This window comes from Streptomyces sp. Root431, assembly GCF_001426585.1.
GTDB lineage: Bacteria > Actinomycetota > Actinomycetes > Streptomycetales > Streptomycetaceae > Streptomyces > Streptomyces stackebrandtii.
Map to the genome: position 1 here is coordinate 572,727 of NZ_LMEI01000012.1, position 22,884 is coordinate 595,610.

Here is a 22,884-nt window from a genome sequence, read left to right on the forward strand (position 1 = left end):
GGCCGGATCGGCCCGTCTCGTATACGTACGTTTGAGCGTTTACGGGACGGGCTAGGTTCGCCACATGGCTACTGTGCTCGTGGCATCCAACCGGGGACCCGTCTCGTACACGCTCGGCGAGGACGGTGAGCTCGACGCCCGCAGGGGTGGCGGCGGCCTGGTCTCGGGCCTGAGCGCCATCGACTCGCAGGACAGCCTGTGGGTGTGCGCGGCGCTCGGCGAGGGCGACCGGGAGGCCGTACGGCGCGGGGTCGCCGAGCCCGGCGTGCGGATGCTGGACATCGCCCCGGACGTGTACGCCGACGCGTACAACGGCATCGCGAACTCGGTGCTGTGGTTCCTCCACCACCACCTGTACGACATCCCGCGCGAGCCCGTCTTCGACGCGGAGTTCCGGCGCCGGTGGGAGGCGTACCGCGCCTACAACCGCGCCTTCGCGGAGGCCCTCGCCGCCGAGGCGGACGAGGGCGCGGCGGTCCTCGTGCAGGACTACCACCTGTCGCTCGTCCCCTGGATGCTCCGGGAGCTCCGCCCCGACCTGAAGATCGGGCACTTCACGCACACCCCGTGGGTCTCCTCCGAGTACCTGCGGATGGTGCCGGACGACATCGTCGAGGAACTGCTGTGGGGGATGCTCGGCGCCGACGAGCTGGGTTTCCACACCTGGGGATGGGCCTCGCTCTTCATCGGCTGCTGCTCCCAGCGGGACGACGCGACGGGCATGTCCCAGGGCGTCTGGCCGAGCGGCGACCCCTGGTACGGGGTGACGTACCGGCGCTACGGCGTCGGGAAGGGCCGCACCCGGGTCCGGGCGTTCCCGCTGGGCGTGGACGGCGAGGAGCTGCGGGCGCTCGCGTACCGGCCGGAGGTGGACGAGCGGGTCGCCCTGCTCCGCGAGGAGGTCGGCGACCGGCGGACCATCGTCCGCGTCGACCGCACCGAGCTGTCGAAGAACATCCTGCGCGGCCTGCTCGCCTACCGGGAGCTGCTGACCGTCCACCCCGAGTGGCGCGACCGGGTGGTCCACCTGGCCTCGGCGTACCCGTCCCGGCAGGACCTGGAGTCGTACCGGGCGTACACGGCCTCGGTGGCGGAGCTGGCGGAGGAGATCAACGCCGAGTTCGGCACACCGGAGTGGACACCGGTCCTGGTCTCCGTGGAGGACGACTTCACCCGCTCCCTCGCCGCCTACCGCATCGCGGACGTGGCCCTGGTGAACCCGGTGCGCGACGGCATGAACCTGGTCGCGAAGGAGATACCGGTCGTCTCCGAGGAGGGCTGCGCCCTGGTCCTGTCGACGGGCGCGGGCGCCCACCGCGAGCTGGGCCAGGACGCGATCACCGTGAACCCCTTCGACGTCTCGCAGACCGCCGAGGCCCTCCACACCGCCCTCTCGATGCCGGCGGCCGAGCGCGCCGACCGCACGAAGCGCCTCGCGGCCGCTGCGACCGCCCTGCCTCCACAGCGCTGGTTCCTGGACCAGCTGGAGGCGCTGCGGGGCAGCTGAGCCCTGGGGCGGACACGCGGACACGCCTTAAGCGCCCCGCTCCCCCCGCTCCCGCCGTTCCCGCCGCTCGCGCCCCCAGGCCGCGAGCGGTTCGAGGGCTTCGATGAGGCGCGTCCCGTCCTTGGTCAGGCCGTACTCGACGCGGGGCGGGACCTCGTCGTACGAGACGCGGTCGACGATCCCGTCCGCCTCCATCTCCCGCAGGTGGGAGGCGAGGACCTTCTCGGTGATGCCGGGGACGATGCGCCGCAGCTCGCCGAAGCGGCTCTGCGGGTACGTGTGGAGCGCCCAGAGGATGAGGACCTTCCACTTGCCGCCGATCACCTCCATCGAGGTGTCGATCCCGCAGACGTGCCCGTCGTCGGTTGCCGGCCGGTTCAGCGTCGCCATCTGCCCCACCCTCCTGACCTGTTCGCTCACCTCAGGGTAACCACCCACTTCCAAGTGGGTACTTGAGCGGCCCGAGGCCCTCGACCAGCCTGGTCGTCATGACAGCGAACACACGCGAGAAGACCTCCACCTCGGGCAAGACCCCCGTCACCCTGCTCGGCCTCGGCGCGATGGGCACCGCCCTGGCACGTACCTGGCTCGCCGCCGACCACCCGCTCACCGTCTGGAACCGGACCCCGGGCCGCGCTGCCGGGCTCGTCGGCGAGGGGGCGAAGCCCGCCGGCAGCGCCGCGGAGGCGGTCGCCGCGAGCACCCTGGTCGTCGTCTGCCTCCTGGACGACGCCTCGGTCGGCGAGGCCCTCGCCGAGGCCGACCTGGCGGGGAAGGACCTCGTCAACCTCACCACCACGACCCCGGCCCAGGCCCGCGCCCGCGCCGAGTGGGCCCGCGAGCGCGGCGCCCGCTACCTGGACGGCGGCATCATGGCCGTACCGCCGATGATCGGTGTCCCGGAGGCCGGCGGGTACGTCTTCTACAGCGGGTCGACCGAGCTGTTCGAGGAGCACGGGGAGACGCTCGCCGTGCCCGCGGGCACCCGGTACGTCGGCGAGGACGCGGGCCACGCGGCCCTGCACGACGTGGCCCTGCTCAGCGCGATGTACGGGATGTTCGCCGGCGTCCATCACGCCTTCGCCCTGATCAGCAAGGAGGAGAGCATCGACCCCGTCACGTTCGCCCCGCTGCTCGCCGAGTGGCTCTCCGCGATGGCCGGGGGTGTGCATCTCACCGCCGACCAGCTGCGGAGCGGCGACTACACCAAGGGTGTCGTGTCCCATCTCGCCATGCAGGTCGCCGGTACGCCCACCTTCCTCGCCACCGCCGAACAGCAGGGCGTCAGCACGGAATTGCTCCGCCCGTACTTCGACCTGATGGCCCGGCGCCTGGCCGAGGCGGGTGGCGAGGAGGATCTGACGGGTGTGGTGGACCTGCTGCTCCGGTAACACCGCCGAAACAGTGAAATTTTACCCTGATCAACCCCTCCTCCCTACGGGTCCTTTCGTGCCAGACTCTGCCGCGATCGTTCCCCCAGGCGATCCGTTTTCCCCCATGAGCACCATGAGGCAAGCGGAAGGATCGCAAGAAACGTGAAGAAGATTGTCGTGAGCATGACCCTCGGGTCGGCGCTCACCGCACTCCTCGCCGCGGGGCTCACCCCCGCCGCCGCGCAGGAGCCCCAGGACACGGCACGAGCGGGCGCGGGAGCGGCCCCGCACCGGTCCGACAACCGTCCGGGACCGCTTACCAAGCAGCGCACCGAGCTGCGTGAACAGGCGATCGACAAGATCGCGAAGGGCAAGGCGCGGGCGAACGCCGACGGCGTCGTCGAGGTGGCCAACAGCAAGTTCACCGAGACGGTGACGACCACCGCCGACCGCCAGGAGAAGATCTTCACGATCCTCTCCGAGTTCGGCACGGACGGCTCCGGCAAACTCGGCACCGCCCCCGGCCCCCTGCACAACGAGATACCCCAGCCCGACCGGAGCGTCGACAACTCCAACGCCTGGACAGCCGACTTCGACAAGGCCTACTACGAGAACCTCTTCAACGGCTCCGGCGAGTCCATGAAGTCGTACTACGAGAAGCTGTCGGGCGGCCGCTACTCCGTCACCAACGTCGTCGAGGACTGGGTCAAGGTCCCCCACAACGCCTCCTTCTACGGCGACAACGCCGTCGAGGACACCGGCGGTTCGTGGGCCTTCGTCCAGGACACCGGCGACGCCTGGTGGAACGCCCAGATCGCGAGCGGGAAGACCCCCGCCGAAATCGACGCGTATCTCGCCCAGTTCGACGTCTGGGACCGCAACGACTGGGACCACGACGGGAACTTCGACGAGGCCGACGGCTACATCGACCACTTCCAGGCCGTCCACGCCGGCATGGGCGAGGACGCCGGCGGCGGCGCGCAGGGCGAGGACGCCATCTGGTCCCACCGCTGGTACGTGAACGGCGACGACTACGGCCTGACCGGCCCCGAGGTCAGCGGCGTCCAGAACAAGGCCGGCGGCGCCCGCATCGGCCAGTCCACGTACTGGCTCGGCGACTACACCACCGAGGGCGAGAACGGCGGCCTCGGCGTCTTCTGCCACGAGTTCGGCCATGACCTCGGCCTGCCGGACTACTACGACACCGACGGCGGCGAGAACTCCACCGCCTTCTGGACCCTCATGAGCTCCGGCTCCTGGCTCAGCCACGGCGCCGCCGCGAACCAGGGCATCGGCACCCACCCCGGCCTCATGGGCGCCGAGGAAAAACTCTTCCTCGGTTGGCTGGACCACACCGACGCCCCGCTCGGCGCCTCCGGCACCTACACCCTCAACCCGGCCCAGCTCCAGGTCACCGGCAAGGACCAGGCGGTCCGCGTCACGCTCCCGGACAAGACGAGCAGCACCACGTACACCACCCCCACCTCGGGGACGCACGCCTGGTGGACCGGGTCTGCCGACGGACTCAACCAGTCCCTCACCCGCTCCGTGCCCGCCGCCCCGCGCGTCACCGTCAAGGCGAGCGCCTGGCACGAGATCGAGGCGGACTACGACTACCTCTTCGCCGAGTACTCCCTCGACGGCGGCGTCACCTGGGCCCGCGCGGGCGAGGCCGTCGACGGCTCCTCCGGCGGCAAGTGGACGACGCTGCGGTACTCGTACGACGCCGGGGGTCAGGCCTCCCTCTTCCGGTTCCGCTACCAGACCGACGGCGGCGTCCACTTCGCCGGCGCGTTCCTCGACGACATCTCGCTGACCTCGGGCGGTACGAGCCTGGCGTCCGACGACGTCGAGAGCGGCGCCGGCGGCTGGACGGCCTCGGGCCGCTGGAAGATCTCGACCGGCACCGAGACCGCCACCTCCTCGCGCTACTACCTCCTGGAGAACCGCGAGTACGTCGGCGCCGACGCGCTCCTCGCCGAGGGCCCGTACCAGTTCAGCAAGGGCGTCACGGCGCCGGACTGGGTGGAGTGGTTCCGCTACCAGAACGGCCTGCTCGTCTGGTACGTCGACCGGTCCTTCGACGACAACAACGTCAGCAACCACCCCGGCGGCGGCCAGGCCATGGCCGTCGACGCCCGCCCGGCCCCCTTCAAGTACGCCGACGGGACCGCGCCCAGCAACCGACGCCAGCCCTTCGACGCGACCTTCGGCCTGGAGGCCACGGACGCGACCTGCCTCCACAAGGAGGTCCTGGTCGGCAAGGGCGGCAACAGGACCGTCGAGACGCAGGCGGCCTGCGCCCCCTCCGTCCCGGGCATCCCGGTCTTCGACGACACCGACCCGAACGCCTACTGGGACGCCTCGGCGCCGCAGGCCAGCGTCAAGGTCGCCGGTCACGGCGTCCGGGTCACCGTGACCGGCGACGCCGGTGACGACCTGACGATCAGCGTGACCAACCCGGCCGCGCACTGATCCGTACGGCCGAAGGGGCGGTACGGGCGGGCCTCAGGCCCGTTCCCGTACCGCCTCCGCGAGCGCGGTCAGGAACTCCACCACCCCCGGCGGGCCCGCCACCGACAGGTCCGCGCGGTCGGCGAGCTCCGGGACCTCGGTGGAGCCGCTGCACACCAGGAGGCCGGGGATGCCGTCCGAGCGGAGCTTCTCCACGGCGGCGAAGGCGGGCAGGTCGCCCAGGTCGTCGCCCGCGTAGAGCACGGACCCGGCGCCCGTCTCCCGTACGTACTCGGCGAGCGCCACGCCCTTGTCCATGCCCGGGGGCCGCAGCTCCAGGACCATGCGGCCCGGCTCCAGGACCAGGCCGTGGTGGGTGGCGAGTTCGCCGAGGGGGCCCTTGAGGGCCTCGAAGGCGCCCTCCGGGTCGAGCGCGCGGCGGGTGTGGACGGCGACCGCCCGGCCCTTCTCCTCGATCCAGACGCCCGGCCAGGCGCCCGCCCGGTCGAGGAAACCGGGGAGTTCGGCGCGGACGGAGGCCACGCCCGGGTGCGGGGCGGCGGCCCGGACGGTGCCGCTGACGGCGTCCCAGCGTTCGGCGCCGTAGTGACCGAGGACGACGAGGTGTTCGAGGCCGGGGACTCCGGCGAAGCCGCCGTAGCGGACGGCGACCCCGGCGGGGCGGCCGGTCACGACGGCCACGGAGGCGACCTCGGGCGCGAGGGCGGCGAGGGCGGCGACGGCGCCGGGGTGGGCGCGGGCCTGCTCGGGGTCGGGCACGATCTCGGCGAGGGTGCCGTCGAAGTCGAGGGCGACGACGGCTTTCTCGGGCCGCGCGAGGAGCGCGGCCAGACCGTCGCGGCCGGCGGGTGTGGTCGGGTGCGGAAGGCTGCTGACCATGTTCACGACCCTACCGACGCGCGGCCCCGGCGTCAGCGTGGCCGGAGTCACCGGCACCCCGGCTTGACCGCCCTACCGCCTCTGCTGCCGCTCCGCCCTCACCCGGCGCAGCCGGTTGACCGTCACGGGGTCGTGCTCCAGGGCACGCGGGTCGTCGAGGAGGGCGTTGAGCAGCTGGTAGTAGCGGGTCGGCGACAGCCCGAGGCCCTCACGGACGGCCCGCTCCTTGGCACCGGGCCCGGGCCAGGAGCGGCGCTCGACGGCGAGGAGGGCCCGCTCGCGCTCGCCGAGCCCACCACCGCCGCCGTCCCGCTCTTCGGTCATACGACCAACCTATTACTACTCGCTACTCGGCGTTACTCGGCGTTCTCCGCCGCCGTCGCCGCCCGGCCGATCCTGCCGAGGACCTCGGAGGGACGGCCGGCGGGGGTGACGGCCTTGCCGATGTTCTGCTTGACGTTCTCGCTGACCGTGGCCCACGAGGTCTTGCCGACGGGCGGGAGCTGGGCGTCCGGGAGTCCCTTGAGGAACTCGCGGAGGTTGGCGTACTCGGGGTCGGTCTCCATGCGGGCGGAGGCGCTGACGGTGACCGGCAGCAGGTCGTTGTCCCCGGCGAACTTCAGGACGTTCTCGTCGCTGAAGACGAAGTTGAGGAAGTCGCCGATCTCCTTGCGGTGACCGTTCTGCTTGAAGCCCATGATCCAGTCGGCGACGCCCATGGAGCTCTTGGGCTTGCCGCTGATGCCGGGCAGCGGCACCTGGCCGACCTCGACGCCCTTCTTCGCGGCCTCCTTGAGCAGCGAGGGGTGGCCGTTGAGCATGCCGACCTCGCCGCTCGCGAAGGCGGCGAAGGCGGCCTTGCGGTTGAGCTTGCCGGGGGCGACGGGACCGGTGAGGCCCTTGCCGACGAGGTTGTCCTTCAGCCAGGTGAAGGTGTCGACGTTCGCGTCGGAGTCGACGGCGTAGTGGTCGGTGGCGTCGGTCCAGCCGCCGCCGCCGCTGAGGAGCCACATCAGGGCCTCGGCCTGGGCCTCCTCGGGGCCGAGCGGCAGCGCGAAGGGGGTGCGGACGCCCTTGTCCTTGAGCTTCTCGGCGGCTGCGGCCAGCTCGTCCCAGGTGGTGGGGGCCTCGGCGCCGGCCTCCTCGAAGAGGGCCTTGTTGTAGAACAGCGGCCGGGTGGAGGCGACGAAGGGCAGCCCGTACTGGGTGCGCTTGGTCTCTCCGGCGGCGGCGAGCGGCGCGAGGAAGTTGGCCTGGACGGGGATGGAGAGGACCTCGTCGGCGGAGTAGAGCTCGCCGGCGGCGGCGTAGTCGGCGTAGGCGCCGATCTGCGCGATGTCGGGGGCCTCGTCGGCCTTGACCATCTCGGCGACCTTGCGGTCGACGTCGTCCCAGGACTCGATCTGGATCTCGACCTTGACGCCGGGGTTCTTCGCCTCGAAGGCGGCGACGAGGTCGGTCCAGTACTTCTTGGTCGTGTCACCGCCGGTGAGGTCGTAGTCGGCGGCGACCAGTCTGAGGGTCACGTCGCCGGAGTCGCCCCCGAGGACGCCGCACCCGGCGACCGTCGCGGTCAGTCCGAGGGCGGCGGCGGCCGCGGTCAGTCCAAGGAATCGTCGCCGCTCCACGGCTTCATCCACCTTTTCGCTCGTCGTTGAGCTGCGGTCGAGCTGCACGCGCGCCACACACGCACGACGTACGAGACGTGCACGCACCGCGTACACGTGACGCACGAGACACGTGCGTGCCACGCATGTGCCACGCGCGCACCACGTACGTGGCACATTCGCGTCGCGTTTGCGTCGCATTTGCACGGTATTCGCACCGCTGTGAGCTGCGCGTTTGCTCTCCGCAGGGCCGCAAGTCTCCCCCGCAAACGGGCATGAGGTCTACACCACCTGGGTATCACTTCCGCAACACAGCCGGGACCATGGACCCATGACGGGTCCCGAATTTGTATCCGTACGCAACAATCCTCGGCAGTGGACTAGACCTTTTGGGTCCCCGCGCGCCAAACTGTCCCCCGTGAGACACGTCATCGCCCTGGATGTGGGCGGCACCGGCATGAAGGCCGCCCTAGTCGGGGCGGACGGCACCCTGCTCCACGAGGCCCGCCGCGCCACCGGGCGCGACCGCGGCCCCGAGGCGGTGGTGGAGACCATCCTCGGCTTCGCCGAGGACCTCCGCGCCCTCGGCCAGGAGCGCTACGGCGAGCCCGCCGCGGCCGCCGGAGTCGCCGTCCCCGGCATCGTCGACGCCGAGAACGGCATCGCCGTCTACGCGGCCAACCTCGGCTGGCGCGACGTTCCCATGCGCGAACTCCTCAGCCGCCGCCTCGACGGCATCCCCGTCGCCCTCGGCCACGACGTGCGCACCGGCGGCCTCGCCGAGGGCCGCATCGGCGCGGGCAACGGCGCCGACCGCTTCCTCTTCGTGCCCCTCGGCACCGGCATCGCCGGCGCCATCGGCATCGGCGACCGCATCGAGGCCGGCGCCCACGGCTACGCCGGCGAGATCGGCCACATCGTCGTCCGCCCCGGCGGCACCGACTGTGGCTGCGGCCAGCGCGGCTGCCTGGAGCGGTACGCCTCCGCCTCCGCCGTCTCGCAGGCCTGGGCCGCCGCCTCCGGCGACCCCGAGGCCGACGCCGCCGACTGCGCCAAGGCCGTCGAGTCCGGCGACGCCACGGCCGTACGGGTCTGGCAGGACGCCGTCGACGCCCTCGCCGACGGCCTCGTCACCGCGCTCACCCTGCTGGACCCCCGCACGCTCATCATCGGTGGCGGTCTCGCCGAGGCAGGGGAAACCTTGTTCACACCACTCCGGGCCGCGGTGGAGGAGCGAGTCACGTTCCAGAAGCTGCCCGCCATCGTCCCGGCGGCCCTCGGGGACACCGCCGGATGCCTGGGCGCGGGCCTCCTCGCCTGGGACCTGCTCGCCGACCAGCACCCCACCGACTCGGAGGTTTCCGCCTGATGGCCGATCACCAGGTTCTCGCCGGCGCACACGTCGTGCTGCCCACCGGAATCGTCGAGAACGGACGCGTGATCGTCGAGGGCGACCGCATCGCCGGAAGCTCCCCCGAGGGCGCCCCCAGCATCGACCTCACCGGGCACTGGCTCGTCCCCGGCTTCGTCGACATGCACAACCACGGCGGCGGCGGCGCGTCCTTCACCTCCGGCACCGTCGACGAGGTCCTCAAGGGCGTCCACACGCACCGGCTGCACGGCACCACCACCGTCGTCGCCTCCTTCGTCACCGGCGAGATGGACTTCCTCACCCAGCGGGCCGGGCTGCTCTCCGAGCTCGCCGAGCAGGGCGAGATCGCCGGCCTCCACTTCGAGGGCCCGTTCATCTCCCCCTGCCGCAAGGGCGCCCACGACGAGACGCTCCTGCGCGACCCCGACCCGGCCGACGTCCGCAAGCTGATCGACGCCGCCCGCGGCCAGGCCAAGATGGTCACCCTCGCCACCGAACTGCCCGGCGGCCTCGACTCCGTACGCCTGCTCGCCGAGCACGGCGTGATCGCCGCCATCGGCCACACCGACGCCACCTACGAGCAGACCGTCGAGGCCATCGACGCGGGCGCCACCGTCGCCACGCACCTCTACAACGCGATGCCCGCCCTCGGTCACCGCGCGCCCGGCCCGATCGCCGCCCTCCTGGAGGACGAGCGGATCACCGTCGAGCTCATCAACGACGGCACGCACCTCCACCCCGCCGCCCTGGAGCTCGCCTTCCACCACGCGGGCGCCGACCGCGTCGCCCTCATCACCGACGCCATGGACGCCGCCGGCTTCGGCGACGGCCGCTACATGCTCGGCCCGCTGGAGGTCGAGGTGAAGGACAGCGTCGCCCGGCTCGTCGAGGGCGGCTCCATCGCCGGCTCGACGCTCACCCTGGACCGCGCCTTCAAGCGCGCCGCCACCATCGACGGCCTCCCCGTCGAATCGGTCGTCCAGGCCATCTCCGCCAACCCGGCCCGCCTCCTCGGCGTGTACGACCGGGTCGGCTCCCTGGAGCCCGGCAAGGACGCCGACATCGTCGTCCTCGACGCCGACTTCACGCTCAAGGGCGTCATGCGCAAGGGCGTCTGGATCGTCGACCCGACGGCGGACACCGCGGTCTGATCAGGAGTCATACGGAGGGGCGGTAGGTCGCGGGTCTGGGCCAACCGCCTTTCGTTTGGCATGATCGGTGCCCGTCGGGGCGCCCGTTCCGACGGACGACACACGGAGTACGGGGGTGCACAGGTGATTCTGACGGTCACCCTCAACACGGCGCTGGACCTGACCTACCGGGTCCCGGCCCTCACCCCGCACGCCAGCCACCGCGTCACGCAGGTCATCGAACGCCCCGGCGGCAAGGGGCTGAACGTCGCCCGCGTGCTCGCCGCCCTCGGTCACGAGACCGTCGCCACCGGCTTCGCGGGCGGCGCCACCGGCGCAATGCTGCGGGACCTCCTCGCCGCGACCCCGGTCCGGGACGAGCTCGTCGGGACCGCCGGCCCCACCCGCCGCACGGTCGCCGTCGTCGACACCGCGAGTGGCGACACGACCCAGCTCAACGAACCCGGCCCGGCCGTCACCGCAGACGAGTGGGCCGCCTTCCGCGCCCGCTTCACCGAACTCCTCGACGGGGCCCGGGCGGTCGCCCTCTGCGGCAGCCTGCCGCCCGGCATCCACGTGGGCGCGTACGCGGAACTCGTCCGCCTCGCGCGCGCCGCCTCCGTACCCGTACTCCTCGACACCAGCGGGGAGCCCTTGCGGCGGGGCATCGCCGCCCGCCCCGACCTGGTCAAGCCGAACGCCGACGAGCTCGCCCAGCTCACCGGCTCCCGCGAACCCCACCGCGCCACCCGCGACGCGCGCCGCCGCGGCGCCCACGCCGTGGTGTCCTCGCTCGGCCCCGAGGGCATGCTCGCCGCGACCCCCGAGGGCCTGTGGCGCGCGGCCCCGCCCGCCGCCGTCAAGGGAAACCCCACGGGCGCGGGCGACTCGGCCGTCGCCGGCCTGCTCTCCGGCCTGGTCGACGACGCCCCCTGGCCCGACCGCCTCACCCGCGCGGTCGCCCTCTCGGCGGCGACGGTCCTCTCCCCGGTGGCCGGCGAGTTCGACGCGGCGGCCTACGAGGAGCTGCTGACGCGCGTGAAGGTGACGCAAGAGACCCCCTGATCCCGGAAGGGACAGGGGGCCGAAGGCCGAAGGGCCGCATGCCGAAGGGCGGAACGCCGCGGGCTCACTCGCCGGGCGTGACTTCCAGCCAGTCGAGCAGCACGTTGCACTGGTTGCCAGCCTCGCACGAGATCTTGATCTCGTTGTCGCCCTTCTGGAGGGTGACCGGCGCCCAGGTGGTCTGCCAGTTCTTCTCCAGGTTCGGGTCCGAGGAATGGACGAAGTTCTTCAGGCCGAGGGGCGAGGAGTTCGCCTTGCCGTTGACCGTCAGGGTGGCGTTGGCGTCGACCGCGGGGATCGCGTAGCGCACGGTCAGGCGGTACGCCCCCTCCGTCGGCATGTTCGCCTTCCACGTCACGGAGGAACCGACCTGGTTGAAGCCGGAGACGTAGGTGCCGCCCACGCCCTCGGCGCCCTTGACGGTCTTCTCCGTGCCGGCCGAGCCGCCCAGCTTCAGCGTCGCCGCGTCCTGCTTCGGCAGCTTGACCGGGGTCGGCTCCGTGCTCGGCTCGGTGCTGGGCTCCTCGGAGACCTGGGAGGGCGCGGTCGACGGCGTGTTGCCATCGGCCTGGCCGTTCTTGTCGTCCTTGTTGCCCTGGTTCGTGATCACGGCGGCGGCGATGCCGACGACGACGACCGCGACGACCGCGACAGCGCCGATCAGCAGACCCCTCGTGTTGGGGCCGCGGCCGGAGTTGCCGCGCGGGGGCTGCGGCGGGGTCTGCCGGGTCGGCGGGCCGCCGTAGGTCTCGGGCGCGGCGTACTGCGCGTGCGGCTGGCCGTACGGGGCCTGCTGCTGCGGCGGAACGTAGGGCTGCGGCTGGTGCTGGTGCTGCCCGTACTGGCGCTCGCCGACCGTCCTGACCTGGTTGTACGAGGTCCGGGGCACGCCGGGCTGAGCGGGTCCGGGGCCGGGGTAGCCGTAGCCACCGCCCTGCGGCGCCTGGGCGCCCGCCGCCTGACCGTCTTCGTACAGGTAGCCGAACGGATCGTCGTCCTCGGGCTTGCTCGCGCCGTCGTTACCGGCAGCCATCCGGGTCACTCCTATCCATGCTCGCCAGCCGTCGCCGACCGGCCGAGCCTACCCCGAACGGACCAGCGCCCGGAGCGGGCCTTGACAGGCGGACGGGTGGCGGTGGCCTCAGCCGGCCCGGCGCTGGACCTTGGCGCGGGAGCGCTTCTCGACGTACATCCGCTGGTCGGCGGAGTTCAGGACCTCTTCGACGGTCATGCCGCACTCGGCCCAGCCGATGCCGAAACTGGCCCCGACACGGACCGCCCGGCCGTCCACCCGGATCGGGGGAATGATCGCGTTCCGCAGGCGTACGGCCAGATCGGCGGCGTCGGCCGCGCCGAGGCCGTCGGCGAGGACGACGAACTCGTCACCGCCGAGCCGGGCCACGGTGTCCCCGTCCCGGACGCCGGTGGTGAGCCGACGGGCGACCTCGATGAGGACGGCGTCGCCGGTGTGGTGCCCGAAGCGGTCGTTGATCGACTTGAAGCCGTCGAGGTCGCAGAAGAGGACGGCGAGCCCCTTCGTGCCGTCGTCGACCTCGCCGGTGGACGGGGCGACGATGTGGACGTGGTGGTCGTACGGCCCCGCGCCGTTCGCCGGCTCGAAGCCGAAGCCGTGCTCGTGCTCGTACGGCGACTCGTAGGCGGAGTCGTAGCCGGGCCCGGACTCGTAGACGGGGACGGAGTCGTAGCCGGCCGCGGATCCGTATCCGGAGTCGTGGCCCGCGTCGTGGCCGGTGTCGTGGCCGGCGTCGTGGCCCGAGCCGTAGCCGCCGTCGCGGGCGGAGTCGTAGCCCCCGGCGTGCCCGCCCCCGCCGCCGTAGCCGTCGTAGCCGGCGGTCGCCGCCGCGCCGACCGCCTGCGCGGGGCGCTCGCAGAGGCGGGCGGAGAGCCGGGAGCGCAGCTCGGCGCTGTTGGGGAGTCCGGTGAGGGCGTCGTGCGAGGCGCGGTGGGCGAGCTGGAGCTCGTGGCGCTTGCGCTCCTCGATGTCCTCGACGTGGGTGAGGAGGAAGCGGGGCCCGTCGGCGGTGTCGGCGACGACCGAGTTCCGCAGGGACACCCAGACGTACGTGCCGTCGCGCCGCCCGAGGCGCAGCTCGGCGCGGCCGCCCTCGGCTGAGGTCCGGAGCAGGGTCCCTATGTCCTCGGGGTGGACGAGGTCGGCGAAGGAGTAGCGCCGCATGACGGAGGCGGGCCGGCCGAGGAGCCGGCACAGGGCGTCGTTGGTACGGAGCAGCCGGCCGTGCTGGTCGCCGCCCATCTCGGCGATGGCCATGCCGGAGGGGGCGTACTCGAAGGCCTGCCGGAAGGACTCCTCGCTGGCGCGCAGGGCCTGCTGCTCCCTTTCGAGCCGGACGAGGGCGCGCTGCATGTTGGAGCGGAGGCGGGCGTTGCTGATCGCGATCGCCGACTGCGAGGCGTACATCTGGAGCGCTTCCTGGCCCCAGGGGCCGGGGTGCCGGCCGTTGCGCGGGCGGTCGACGGATATGACGCCGAGCAGTTCACGGCCGGAGCCGGAGGCGTACATGGGGGCGTAGAGGCGGTCGTGGGGGTGCCACTCGTCCTCGAAGCGGGGCGCGGGGCCGTCGGTGTGCCACTGGGGGACGTCGTCCTCCATGAGCACCCAGCCCTCGGTGTGTGGGATGAAGCGGAGGTCGCCCCACTCGGAGCCCATGGACAGGCGGCGGTCCCAGGAGGCACGGGAGCCGACCCGGCCGGTGATCAGGGCTTCGGCGGCGGAGCTTCCGGCGAAGGCGGCGACGACGAGGTCACCGTCGGGGCGTACGAGGTTGACGCAGGCCAGCTCGTAGTTGAGACCGGCGACCACACCGTCGGCGACGGTCTGCAGGGTGTCCGCCAGGCTGCGGGCTGTGTTGAGGTCCGCCACGACCTGATGCAGCTGCCGCAGGGTCGAGAGACGGACGTACGGCTCCGACTCGGTCTCCATCGCTCGCTCTCCCCGAGACCTCGACAGCAACTCCAGGGTTCTCATCGGCTTCGTGCTGCACTGTCCCTGCCACTGAATCACAGCGAGCTGCGCACCCGGTACACAGGGTCAGCAAATACTGGCGTCTGTGACTCAAGTCACAAGAGGTCATGGCGGGTCGCGCACAACCCTCCGCGGTGGTCTGGGCCTAGGGGTCTCCGCAGTGAGACACGTGCCACCTGAGGCCGCCGAGGGGGCGGGCGCCCGCCGGGCTCGGCCGCCCGGCCTCAGTCGCCGGCCGGCAGGGCCGGGGGCTTGCGGAGCAGCCACTGCCCGAAGGCCCGGCACGGGACGCGAGGGTCCCGGGCGGGGTCCTAGGACCCCCGGAGGTGGCGGACTGGTCCCCGGGCCCGATGCGGCTCGCCACCGGCCCGGTCTAGCGTGCTGGTGTGCTGCAGAAGACCCCCGCCCCGCCCCCCGTCTCCGATCTGGCCATCCCTCATGCTGAGGGGGTGAGCAACGACGAGTTCCGGGCGGCGATGTCCCGCCTCGCGGCGGGCGTGGTCCTGGTGACGGCGCACGACCCCGACGAGGGCCCGCGCGGCGAGGACGTCGGCATGACGGCCACCGCCTTCATGTCGGTCTCCCTCGACCCGCCCCTGGTCCTGGTCAGCCTCCGCAACGGCTCCCGCATGGACGACCTGCTCGCGGAGGTCCCGGTCTGGGCGGTGTCGGTGCTCTCCGATGGCCAGCGGCAGGTCGCCGGGCGCTTCGCGATGAAGAACCGCGTCAGCGACCGGCTCCTCTTCGCCGACCTTCCGTACACGCGCGGCGAGGAGAGCGGCGCGCCGCTGCTCGGCGGGGCGCTGGCGGTCCTGGAGTGCCGCACGGAGAGCCGGGTCGTGGCCGGGGACCACACCCTGGTCGTCGGCCGGGTCCTGGCGGCCGGTCTGCCCTCGACGGACGGCAGCGGCCCGCTGACGTACTTCCAGGGGAAGTACCGCCACCTGAGCTGAGAGCGACGAGGGGGGCCTCGGAGGAGGGGGGCCTCAGCCCCAGTCCCCCCGGGAGTTCCGGGTCCGCTTGGTCTCCGAGCGCTGCTTCTTCTCGCGCAGCCGGCGTTCGTTGATGCCGCGCGGGATCTTGGTCGCCCTGCGGGGCTTCGGCGGCGGGGCCGTCGCCTCGGCGAGGAGGGCGGCGAGGCGGACCGCGGCCGTCTCGCGGTTCCGCCACTGGGAGCGGTGCTCCGAGGCGCGGACCGTGACGACGCCGTTGACGAGGCGGGAGGCGAGGCGCTCCAGGGCGCGGGCCTTCCACACCTCGGGGAGCGACGCGGTGGCCGCGAGGTCGAAGCGGAGCTCCACCTGCGAGTCGCTGGTGTTCACGTGCTGCCCGCCCGGCCCCGACGACCGCGAGAAACGCCACTGAAGCTCGGCCTCGGGGAGCGAGACGGAGCCGCGGATGGGATAGGGACCGGACATGCCCCCCATGTTCCCCGCAGTGGGCCGTTGGAGTCATCCTCTTTTCACCGGGAACCCTCCGGGAACCGCTGGAGGCCCGCGCGCGTTTCTCCAGGCGAAGACACCACGATGAAAGGGACTTTCCATGGCTGTGAGCCTGTCCAAGGGCGGCAACGTCTCCCTGACCAAGGAGGCCCCGGGCCTCGCCGCCGTCACCGTGGGCCTCGGCTGGGACGTCCGCACCACCACCGGCACCGACTTCGACCTCGACGCTTCCGCGATCGGTGTGGACGCAGCCGGCAAGGTCGCCTCCGACGCCCACTTCGTCTTCTTCAACAACAAGGCGACGCCGGACCAGACCATCGTCCACACCGGTGACAACCGCACCGGCGAGGGCGGCGGCGACGACGAGCAGATCAACGTCAACCTGGCAGCGCTGCCGGCCAACGTCGACAAGATCGTCTTCCCGGTCTCGATCTACGACGCGGTCGCCCGCTCGCAGAACTTCGGCCAGGTGCGGAACGCCTACATCCGCATCGTCAACCAGGCCGGCGGCGCCGAGCTCGCCCGCTACGACCTCTCCGAGGACGCCGCCGTCGAGACCGCCATGGTCTTCGGCGAGCTCTACCGCAACGGCGCCGAGTGGAAGTTCCGCGCGGTCGGCCAGGGCTACGCCTCGGGCCTCGAGGGCATCGCCCGCGACTTCGGCGTCAACCTCTAGGACTCCTTAGAAGAGCCGTAGAGAAGAGCCGTAAGGCAGAGCCGTAAAGCAGAGCCGCAAAAGGCTCGGGAGCCCCGGCGCGATTTCTCCGCGCCGGGGCTCCGCGCGTGTCTACCCTTGCCGCGTGATCGTCGAAGCCCTCGCCCCCAAGGCCCTGGAGGACGGCGCCGCCCTCCCCGGCGCGCTGCTCACCGAGCTCACCGCGCTCTACGCGTCGAACGAGGAGTTCCAGCAGCTCAGCGGCGACTTCCCGGACCCCTCCGACATCCGCCCCGAGCAGGTCGCGGCGGCCCTCGCCGACGAGCTCGCGCAGCCCACCGCCGAGGTCCTCCTCGCCCGCTCCGAGGGCCGGCTCGTCGCCGTCGCCGTCACCCTCGGCCGCCACCCCGACCCGGCCGATCCGGACCCGTGGCTCGGACTGCTCATGGTCCACACCGGCGAACAGCGCGCCGGCCACGGACGCCGGCTCGCCGCGTACGTCGAGGACCGCTTCCGCGCCGCGGGCCGCACCGGTCTGCGGCTCGCCGTCCTGGAGAACAACCCGAAGGCCCTCGCCTTCTGGACCTCCCTCGGCTACGAGGAGACCGCCCGCCGCCCGGACCTCGCCCACGGCCGCCCGTGCGTCGTCCTGCGCAAGAGCCTGAGCGGCTAGCCGTCGGCTACGGGGCGGACGGCTTGTCGTCTCCGTACAGCCAGACCTTCCACAGCGCGCCGAGGTCCTTCCCCGCCACGCTCTCCGCGTAGGCCGTGAAGTCGTCCGTGGAGGCGTTGGCGTGGCGGTACTTCGCGGGCCAGCCGCGCAGGATCTCGTCGAAGGTGGCGTCCCCGACCGTTTCCCGCAGCTTGTGGAGGACCATCGCGCCCCGCTGGTACACGGGCGGGTCGAAGAGGTTCTCGGCGGCGGGCGGGGCGGCCGGCGGGAAGGCCCAGTTGGCGTCCTGGGCGAAGGCCCGCTCGAAGTGCGTCCGCGCGGGGACGCCCTCGTGCTCCTCCGTGTACAGCCACTCGGCGTACGTGGCGAAGCCCTCGTTCAGCCACAGGTCCCGCCAGGTCGCGGGGGTGACCGAGTTCCCGAACCACTGGTGGGCCAGCTCGTGGACGAGGGTCGTCCGGTCGAAGGCGGCGGCGGGGAAGACGGGCCGCGTCTGGGTCTCCAGGGCGTAGCCGAGGGTCCCGTCGACGGTGACGATCGCCCCGGCGGCCGAGAAGGGGTACGGGCCGAAGCGCTCGGCCTGCCGGGCGAGGATCGCGGGGATCTCGCCCCGCAGCGCCGCGCTGCCCGCCGCGACCGACGGCTCGGCTGCCGTCAGGACGGGCAGGGACGCGGGGCCGGTCGCCGACGCCGTCTCGTACCGGCCGATCGCGACCGTCGCCAGATAGCTCGCCATCGGCTCGGCCGTGTGCCACACGGTGGTGACCCGGCCGTCCCGCTCCGTCCGCCGCTCGGTCCTGACGCCGTTGGAGAGCCCTTCGAGCCCGGCCGGCACGGTGAGTGTGATGTCGTAGGCGGCCTTGTCGGCGGGGTGGTGGTTGCCGGGGAACCACGTCATGGAACCCTCCGGTTCGCCGACCGCGACCGCCCCGCCGGCCGTGCGCAGCCAGCCCTCCTCGGAGCCGTCCGCGTCCGTGATCGGCTCCGGCACGCCCGTATAGGTGACGGTGACGGTGAACTCCGCCCCGTCGCGGATGTCCTCGCGCGGACGGAGCGTCAGCTCGTTCCCCGCCCTGTTGTACGCGGCGGGGGCGCCGTCCACGGTGGCGCCGGAGACGCGGAGCCCGGCCAGGTCGAGGTTGAAGGCGCTGAGGTCCTGGCCGGCGCGGGCGGTGATCTCGGCGGTGCCGTCGAGGCGGCCGGTGCCCGGGTCGTAGGCGAGGGACAGGGCGTAGTGCCGCACGTCGTAGCCGCCGTTGCCGAGCCTGGGGAAGTACGGGTCGCGCAGCCCGGCGGCCCCGGGGGCGCCCTCGACCCCGCCGCCGACCGCTGTGCAGCCGCCCGCGAGGAGCGCGAGGGCGAGGAGGCCCGACGCGGCCCCGATCCGCCGGCGCCGCCGGGTCACGTCCCCGTTTGCGTCCATGCACCGATCCTAAGCAGGACGGACGGGCGGGGCCGGGCACGCGAAAACGGTGGTGGCGCCCGGCGGGGGATCCGGGCGCCACCACCAGCTGGGGGGCTACTGCCGAGCGTGAGCTCAGTTGGCGAGGGCGGCCACGCCCGCCTGGGCGAACTTCTCGTCCAGGTCGCCGGACGGGGCACCCGCGACGCCGATGCCCGCGATGGGCGCGCCCTTGGCGGTCACCGGGGCGCCGCCGGCGAGGAAGAGGGTGCCGGGGATGTCCTTCAGGGTCGGGGCCTGGGCGAGGCGGCCCGCGAGGACGGAGGTCGGGGCGTTCCACGAGACGGCGGTGAAGGCCTTGCGCTCGGCGGACTCGTAGGACTGCGGGCCGGCGCCGTCGCCGCGCAGGGTCACGATGGTGTTGCCGTTGCGGTCGACGACGGCGACGGAGACGCGCTGGTTCTCCTTCTCGGCGGCGTCGAGGGTCGCCCGCGATCGTCAGGTGCGTCGACTGCTGGAGGTTGGCGTTGCCGGCGTCGGCACGGACGACGGCGGCGGGGGCCGCGGCCGGGGCGGAGGCGTTCGCGGAGACCGCGCCGAAGGTGCCGGCGGCGACGACAGCGGCGGCGGTGGCACCGAAGAGGATCTTCTTCATGAGGGACTCCGTGAGGTGAGGTGGGGCGAGGAGGAGAGGGGAGGGCGTTCGGGGCGAGTTCGGGGCGAGGAGGCCGTTCGTTCGCTCTGAGATCCATCCTGTGGCCGGACCCGGGGCCGTTCGGTCCACGGTCCGGCTGCCCTCGCCGCGCACACTGGAGGACGGCCGGGTCAGCCGATCGGCTGATGCCGGTCTGGTCCCTCCGGGTCAGGATGGATTGATATCCCCAGGTCAGACCCGTTGGTATCCCTCTGCCAGACCCGTACGTCAGACCCCGGGTACGTCAGACGGGGTACGTCAGACCCCAGGTACGTCAGACCCCGGGTACGTCAGACCCCGGGTACGTCAGACCGCCACGTCCGTCAGGAAAGGAGTCCGGAATGGAAGCCAGGCAGGCGACACGGCCGCCCACCGAGCAGGACCCGGACGCCCCCTGGCTCGCGCGGGTCATGCACATCGCGTTCTTCCTCCTCCTCGGCGCCTCCCTCGCCCGCTTCCTGCTGCGCCACCCCTGGGAGGACCGCAGCCCCTGGATCGTCGCCCTCTCCGGCGCCCTCGCCTCCCTCTACCTGCTCGGCCCCGTCGTCGGCACCCGCGCCGCCCCGCGCCGGATCGCCTGGCTGAGCACGGTCGTCGCCGTCTGGATCGTCCTCGTCGTCCTCGCGCCCAGCTTCGCCTGGTGCGCGGTCCCGCTCTTCTACACGGGCCTGCGCACCCTCCCCCCGCGTGCCGCGCTCGGCCTCGTCGTCCTGCTCACCGCCTTCGTCGTCTTCGCGCAGGTGCAGCTCGCCCACGGCGGCTGGGACCCGAACCTGATCGTCGCGCCGCCGGCCGTCGCCGCCATCGCCACCGGGGTGTTCGTCTACTCCGACCGGCAGGCCGCGCGGCAGCGGGCACTCATCCACGACCTGATCCGCACCCGGCGCGAACTGGCCGCCATCGAGCGCCGCGAGGGCACCCTCGCCGAGCGCCAGCGGCTCTCCATGGAGATCCACGACACCCTCGCGCAGGGCCTGTCCAGCCAGCAGATGCTGCTCCAGGCGGCGGACCGCACCTGGGACAGCGACCCCGTCACCGCGCGCCGCCACGTCCGTACCGCCGAGTCCATCGCCGAGCGGAACCTCGCCGAGGCGCGCCGCTTCGTCCACGACCTCGCCCCCGCCGACCTCGCCGAGGGCGGCGGTCTCGAAGAGGCCCTGCGCGGTCTGGCGGCCCGCGAGTCGGCGGACTTCCGGGTGGACGGCACGGCGGTGCCGCTGCCCGACCGGACGCAGTCGGCGCTCCTGCGGATCGCGCAGGGCGCCCTCTCCAACATCCGCGAGCACGCGGGCGCCGACACCGCCGCCCTGACCCTCACGTACCTGGACGACCAGGTGGTCCTGGACATCGCCGACGACGGCCACGGCTTCGACCCGGCGCTCACGCGCGACCCGGGCCTGCGCGGCCACGGGCTGCGCGCGATGCGGGTGCGGGCGCAGCAGCTCGGCGGCACCCTGACGGTCGAGTCGGCCCCCGGCGAGGGCACGGTCCTCTCCGTCGCGATACCCCTGACACCCTGAACCCCGATGACCCTCTGAACCCCGAGCCCCCCCACCCCTGGACCTGGAGTCGTGAATGTCCGTACGGATCCTCCTCTGCGACGACCACGTCGTCGTCCGCGCCGGCCTGCTCGCCCTGCTCGGCAGCACCCCCGACATCGAGGTCGTCGGCGAGGCCGGCAGCGGTGAGGAGGCCGTCGCCATGGCGGCCAAGCTGAAGCCCGACGTCGTCCTCATGGACCTCCAGCTCGGCCCGGGCATCGACGGCGTCGAAGCGACCCGGCAGATCGCGCCCACCGGCGTCCACGTCCTCGTCCTCACCACGTACGACACCGACGCCGACATCACCCGGGCCATCGAGGCGGGCGCCACCGGCTACCTCCTGAAGGCCGAACGCCCCGAGGAGCTCTTCGCCGCCATCCACTCCGCCGCGCAGGGCCGCACCGCCCTCTCGCCGCCGGTCGCGAGCCGGGTCATGGACCGGATGCGGGGCGCGGCGGGCCCGAGCCTCACCGACCGCGAGCGGGACATCCTCGGCCAGCTCGGGCGGGGCCTCGGCAACCGCGAGATCGCGCGGGCGCTGTTCATCAGCGAGGCGACGGTGAAGACCCACCTCGGCCGGATCTACGCAAAGCTCGGCGTCGACACGCGCGCGGGCGCGGTGGCGGTGGCGAAGGAACGCCGCCTGCTGCCGTAGCGGCGACACGGCCCCGAGACGCGACCCACACTGCTACCGTGCGTTGCCATCCATACGCACGGTGTCATGACCCAGTCTCAGTGGGAGCGCACGTGAAGCTCGCCATCGTCGGCGGCGGCCCCGCCGGCCTCTACCTCTCGATCCTGCTGAAGCGGCAGGACCCGTCCCACGACATCGCCGTGTACGAACGGAACCCCGAGGGCTCCACGTACGGCTGGGGCGTCACCTACTGGGCCGGGCTGCTCGACAAGCTGCGCGCCGGCGACCCCGAGTCCGCCGCGGCCGTCGCGGAGGCCTCCGTCACCTGGACCGACGGCGTCGCGATCGTCCGCGACGAGCGGACCGTCCACCGCGGCGACGCGGGCTTCGGCATCGGGCGGCGCCGGATGCTCGCGCTCCTGGCCGACCGGGCCGAGGAGCTCGGCGTACGGGTCTCCTTCGAGCACGACGTGACCGGCCCGGACGCGCCCGAACTGGCCGACGCGGACCTGGTCGTCGCCGCCGACGGGGTCAACAGCGTGCTGCGCGCGGCGCACGCGGACCACTTCGGCAGCGAGGTCACCGCCGGCCGCAACCAGTACATCTGGCTCGGCACCACCAAGGTCTTCGACTCCTTCAGCTTCGCCTTCAAGGAGACCGAGCACGGCTGGATCTGGTGCTACGCCTACGGGTTCAGCGGCGAGCGCTCCACCTGCGTCGTCGAGTGCTCCCCCGAGACCTGGACCGGCCTCGGGCTCGACACGAGCAGCGAGACCGACAGCCTGCGCCTCCTGGAAAAGCTCTTCCACGACCTCCTCGACGGCCACGAACTGATCGGCCGCGCGCAGACCGCCGGCGCCGACGGCGCCGCCCGCGCCGCCCAGTGGCTCACCTTCCGCACCCTCACCACCCGGGTCTGGCACCGCGGCAACGTGGTGCTCCTCGGCGACGCCGCCCACACCACGCACTACTCGATCGGCGCGGGCACCACCCTGGCCCTGGAGGACGCGCTCGCCCTCGCGGACGCCCTGCGCGCCCCCGAGGCGCTGCGCTCCCCCGCCGGTCTCGACGCCGCCCTCACCTCGTACGGGAAGCGCCGCCGCGCCGAGCTCGTCTCGGCCCAGAGCGCGGCGCGGTACAGCGCGCAGTGGTACGAGAACCTCCCCCGCTACATGCGGCTCGAACCGGCGCAGATGTTCGCGCTCCTCGGCCAGCGGCACTCGCCGCTGCTCCCGCACATCCCGCCGCAGCTGTACTACCGGATCGACCGGGCCGCCGGACAGCTGGAAGCCCTGCGGCGCCTCAAGCGCTGGCTGGGCCCCCGCGTCGCCCGCGCGGTCCACGGTCGCCGCTGAGTCCCCCACGGTCCACGGCCGCCGCTGGGTCCCGCACGGTCCGCGGTGAGTCCCCCACCGTCCACGGCCGCCGCCG

General features: G+C 72.7%; 20 protein-coding genes and 1 pseudogene. 12 read left to right on the forward strand and 9 right to left on the reverse strand.

Going from position 1 to position 22,884, the window contains the following annotated elements:
• The first annotated feature begins 64 nt into the window (after positions 1-64).
• The gene (locus ASC82_RS24775) at positions 65-1,507 is read left to right on the forward strand and encodes a trehalose-6-phosphate synthase (protein WP_056652093.1); all 1,443 of its coding nucleotides are present in this window, start codon (positions 65-67) and stop codon (positions 1,505-1,507) included.
• Between the two features lie 27 nt (positions 1,508-1,534).
• Here the strand turns inward: ASC82_RS24775 and ASC82_RS24780 are convergent, their stop codons facing one another.
• Positions 1,535-1,897 carry a helix-turn-helix domain-containing protein gene (locus tag ASC82_RS24780; protein WP_056652097.1) on the reverse strand — a complete coding sequence of 121 codons (363 nt, stop codon included), beginning with the start codon at positions 1,895-1,897 and terminating at the stop codon, positions 1,535-1,537.
• A 98-nt stretch (positions 1,898-1,995) separates the two neighbouring features.
• Here ASC82_RS24780 and ASC82_RS24785 point away from each other — a divergent pair, with 98 nt between their 5' ends.
• Positions 1,996-2,898, forward strand: a complete 903-nt coding sequence (locus ASC82_RS24785) for an NAD(P)-binding domain-containing protein (RefSeq protein ID WP_056652100.1) — start codon at positions 1,996-1,998, stop codon at positions 2,896-2,898.
• 144 nt (positions 2,899-3,042) lie between these two features.
• Positions 3,043-5,355 carry an immune inhibitor A domain-containing protein gene (locus tag ASC82_RS24790; RefSeq protein ID WP_056652102.1) on the forward strand — a complete coding sequence of 771 codons (2,313 nt, stop codon included), beginning with the start codon at positions 3,043-3,045 and terminating at the stop codon, positions 5,353-5,355.
• A gap of 33 nt (positions 5,356-5,388) precedes the next feature.
• On the opposite strand, the gene otsB is transcribed toward ASC82_RS24790, so the two are convergent.
• The 3 genes from otsB to ASC82_RS24805 all read right to left on the reverse strand — a co-directional run bounded on the left by otsB (position 5,389) and on the right by ASC82_RS24805 (position 7,874).
• Complete coding sequence (gene otsB / locus ASC82_RS24795; RefSeq protein ID WP_056652105.1) at positions 5,389-6,234, reverse strand: trehalose-phosphatase; 846 nt, start codon at positions 6,232-6,234, stop codon at positions 5,389-5,391.
• A 72-nt stretch (positions 6,235-6,306) separates the two neighbouring features.
• Positions 6,307-6,558 (reverse strand): DUF3263 domain-containing protein, encoded by a 252-nt coding sequence (locus ASC82_RS24800; protein WP_056652108.1) that lies wholly within the window; start codon positions 6,556-6,558, stop codon positions 6,307-6,309.
• Positions 6,559-6,590: 32 nt separating this feature from the next.
• Positions 6,591-7,874 (reverse strand): extracellular solute-binding protein, encoded by a 1,284-nt coding sequence (locus ASC82_RS24805; protein WP_056652110.1) that lies wholly within the window; start codon positions 7,872-7,874, stop codon positions 6,591-6,593.
• A 385-nt stretch (positions 7,875-8,259) separates the two neighbouring features.
• Between ASC82_RS24805 and ASC82_RS24810 the strand changes: the two genes are divergently transcribed.
• From ASC82_RS24810 to ASC82_RS24820, 3 genes are all read left to right on the forward strand, one after another.
• Positions 8,260-9,210 (forward strand): ROK family protein, encoded by a 951-nt coding sequence (locus ASC82_RS24810; protein ID WP_056652114.1) that lies wholly within the window; start codon positions 8,260-8,262, stop codon positions 9,208-9,210.
• Positions 9,210-10,364, forward strand: coding sequence for an N-acetylglucosamine-6-phosphate deacetylase (gene nagA, locus ASC82_RS24815; protein ID WP_056652117.1), 1,155 nt, complete (start codon positions 9,210-9,212; stop codon positions 10,362-10,364). The genes ASC82_RS24810 and nagA overlap by 1 nt, the downstream gene beginning before the upstream one ends.
• Positions 10,365-10,487: 123 nt before the next feature.
• Complete coding sequence (locus ASC82_RS24820; RefSeq protein WP_056652121.1) at positions 10,488-11,408, forward strand: 1-phosphofructokinase family hexose kinase; 921 nt, start codon at positions 10,488-10,490, stop codon at positions 11,406-11,408.
• A gap of 64 nt (positions 11,409-11,472) precedes the next feature.
• Here the strand turns inward: ASC82_RS24820 and ASC82_RS24825 are convergent, their stop codons facing one another.
• Both ASC82_RS24825 and cdgB read right to left on the reverse strand, forming a co-directional pair.
• Positions 11,473-12,441, reverse strand: a complete 969-nt coding sequence (locus ASC82_RS24825; protein ID WP_056652124.1) for a CBM35 domain-containing protein — start codon at positions 12,439-12,441, stop codon at positions 11,473-11,475.
• A 108-nt stretch (positions 12,442-12,549) separates the two neighbouring features.
• Positions 12,550-14,370, reverse strand: a complete 1,821-nt coding sequence (cdgB, locus tag ASC82_RS24830; RefSeq protein WP_056652127.1) for a diguanylate cyclase CdgB — start codon at positions 14,368-14,370, stop codon at positions 12,550-12,552.
• 428 nt (positions 14,371-14,798) lie between these two features.
• On the opposite strand from cdgB, the gene ASC82_RS24835 reads away from it, so the two are divergent.
• Complete coding sequence (locus ASC82_RS24835; protein WP_079039453.1) at positions 14,799-15,365, forward strand: flavin reductase family protein; 567 nt, start codon at positions 14,799-14,801, stop codon at positions 15,363-15,365.
• Positions 15,366-15,398: 33 nt separating this feature from the next.
• On the opposite strand, the gene arfB is transcribed toward ASC82_RS24835, so the two are convergent.
• Positions 15,399-15,839, reverse strand: coding sequence for an alternative ribosome rescue aminoacyl-tRNA hydrolase ArfB (gene arfB, locus ASC82_RS24840; protein WP_024760515.1), 441 nt, complete (start codon positions 15,837-15,839; stop codon positions 15,399-15,401).
• A gap of 115 nt (positions 15,840-15,954) precedes the next feature.
• On the opposite strand from arfB, the gene ASC82_RS24845 reads away from it, so the two are divergent.
• Together ASC82_RS24845 and ASC82_RS24850 are read left to right on the forward strand one after the other, a co-directional pair.
• Complete coding sequence (locus tag ASC82_RS24845) at positions 15,955-16,530, forward strand: TerD family protein (RefSeq protein WP_056652132.1); 576 nt, start codon at positions 15,955-15,957, stop codon at positions 16,528-16,530.
• A 124-nt stretch (positions 16,531-16,654) separates the two neighbouring features.
• Positions 16,655-17,182 (forward strand): GNAT family N-acetyltransferase, encoded by a 528-nt coding sequence (locus tag ASC82_RS24850; protein WP_056652135.1) that lies wholly within the window; start codon positions 16,655-16,657, stop codon positions 17,180-17,182.
• Between the two features lie 7 nt (positions 17,183-17,189).
• Here ASC82_RS24850 and ASC82_RS24855 read toward each other — a convergent pair whose 3' ends face one another.
• Together ASC82_RS24855 and ASC82_RS24860 are read right to left on the reverse strand one after the other, a co-directional pair.
• Positions 17,190-18,605 carry a M1 family metallopeptidase gene (locus ASC82_RS24855; protein WP_056652138.1) on the reverse strand — a complete coding sequence of 472 codons (1,416 nt, stop codon included), beginning with the start codon at positions 18,603-18,605 and terminating at the stop codon, positions 17,190-17,192.
• A gap of 114 nt (positions 18,606-18,719) precedes the next feature.
• Positions 18,720-19,239, reverse strand: a pseudogene (locus ASC82_RS24860) (heme-binding protein).
• 380 nt (positions 19,240-19,619) lie between these two features.
• Between ASC82_RS24860 and ASC82_RS24865 the strand changes: the two are divergent.
• The 3 genes from ASC82_RS24865 to ASC82_RS24875 all read left to right on the forward strand — a co-directional run bounded on the left by ASC82_RS24865 (position 19,620) and on the right by ASC82_RS24875 (position 22,808).
• Entirely contained in the window at positions 19,620-20,798 is a 1,179-nt protein-coding gene (locus ASC82_RS24865) for a sensor histidine kinase (RefSeq protein ID WP_056652142.1), read from the forward strand.
• 55 nt (positions 20,799-20,853) lie between these two features.
• Entirely contained in the window at positions 20,854-21,474 is a 621-nt protein-coding gene (locus ASC82_RS24870) for a response regulator transcription factor (RefSeq protein WP_024760510.1), read from the forward strand.
• Between the two features lie 92 nt (positions 21,475-21,566).
• On the forward strand, positions 21,567-22,808 hold the full coding sequence (locus ASC82_RS24875) for an FAD-dependent monooxygenase (RefSeq protein ID WP_056652145.1): 1,242 nt from the start codon (positions 21,567-21,569) through the stop codon (positions 22,806-22,808).
• Positions 22,809-22,884: the final 76 nt, after the last annotated feature.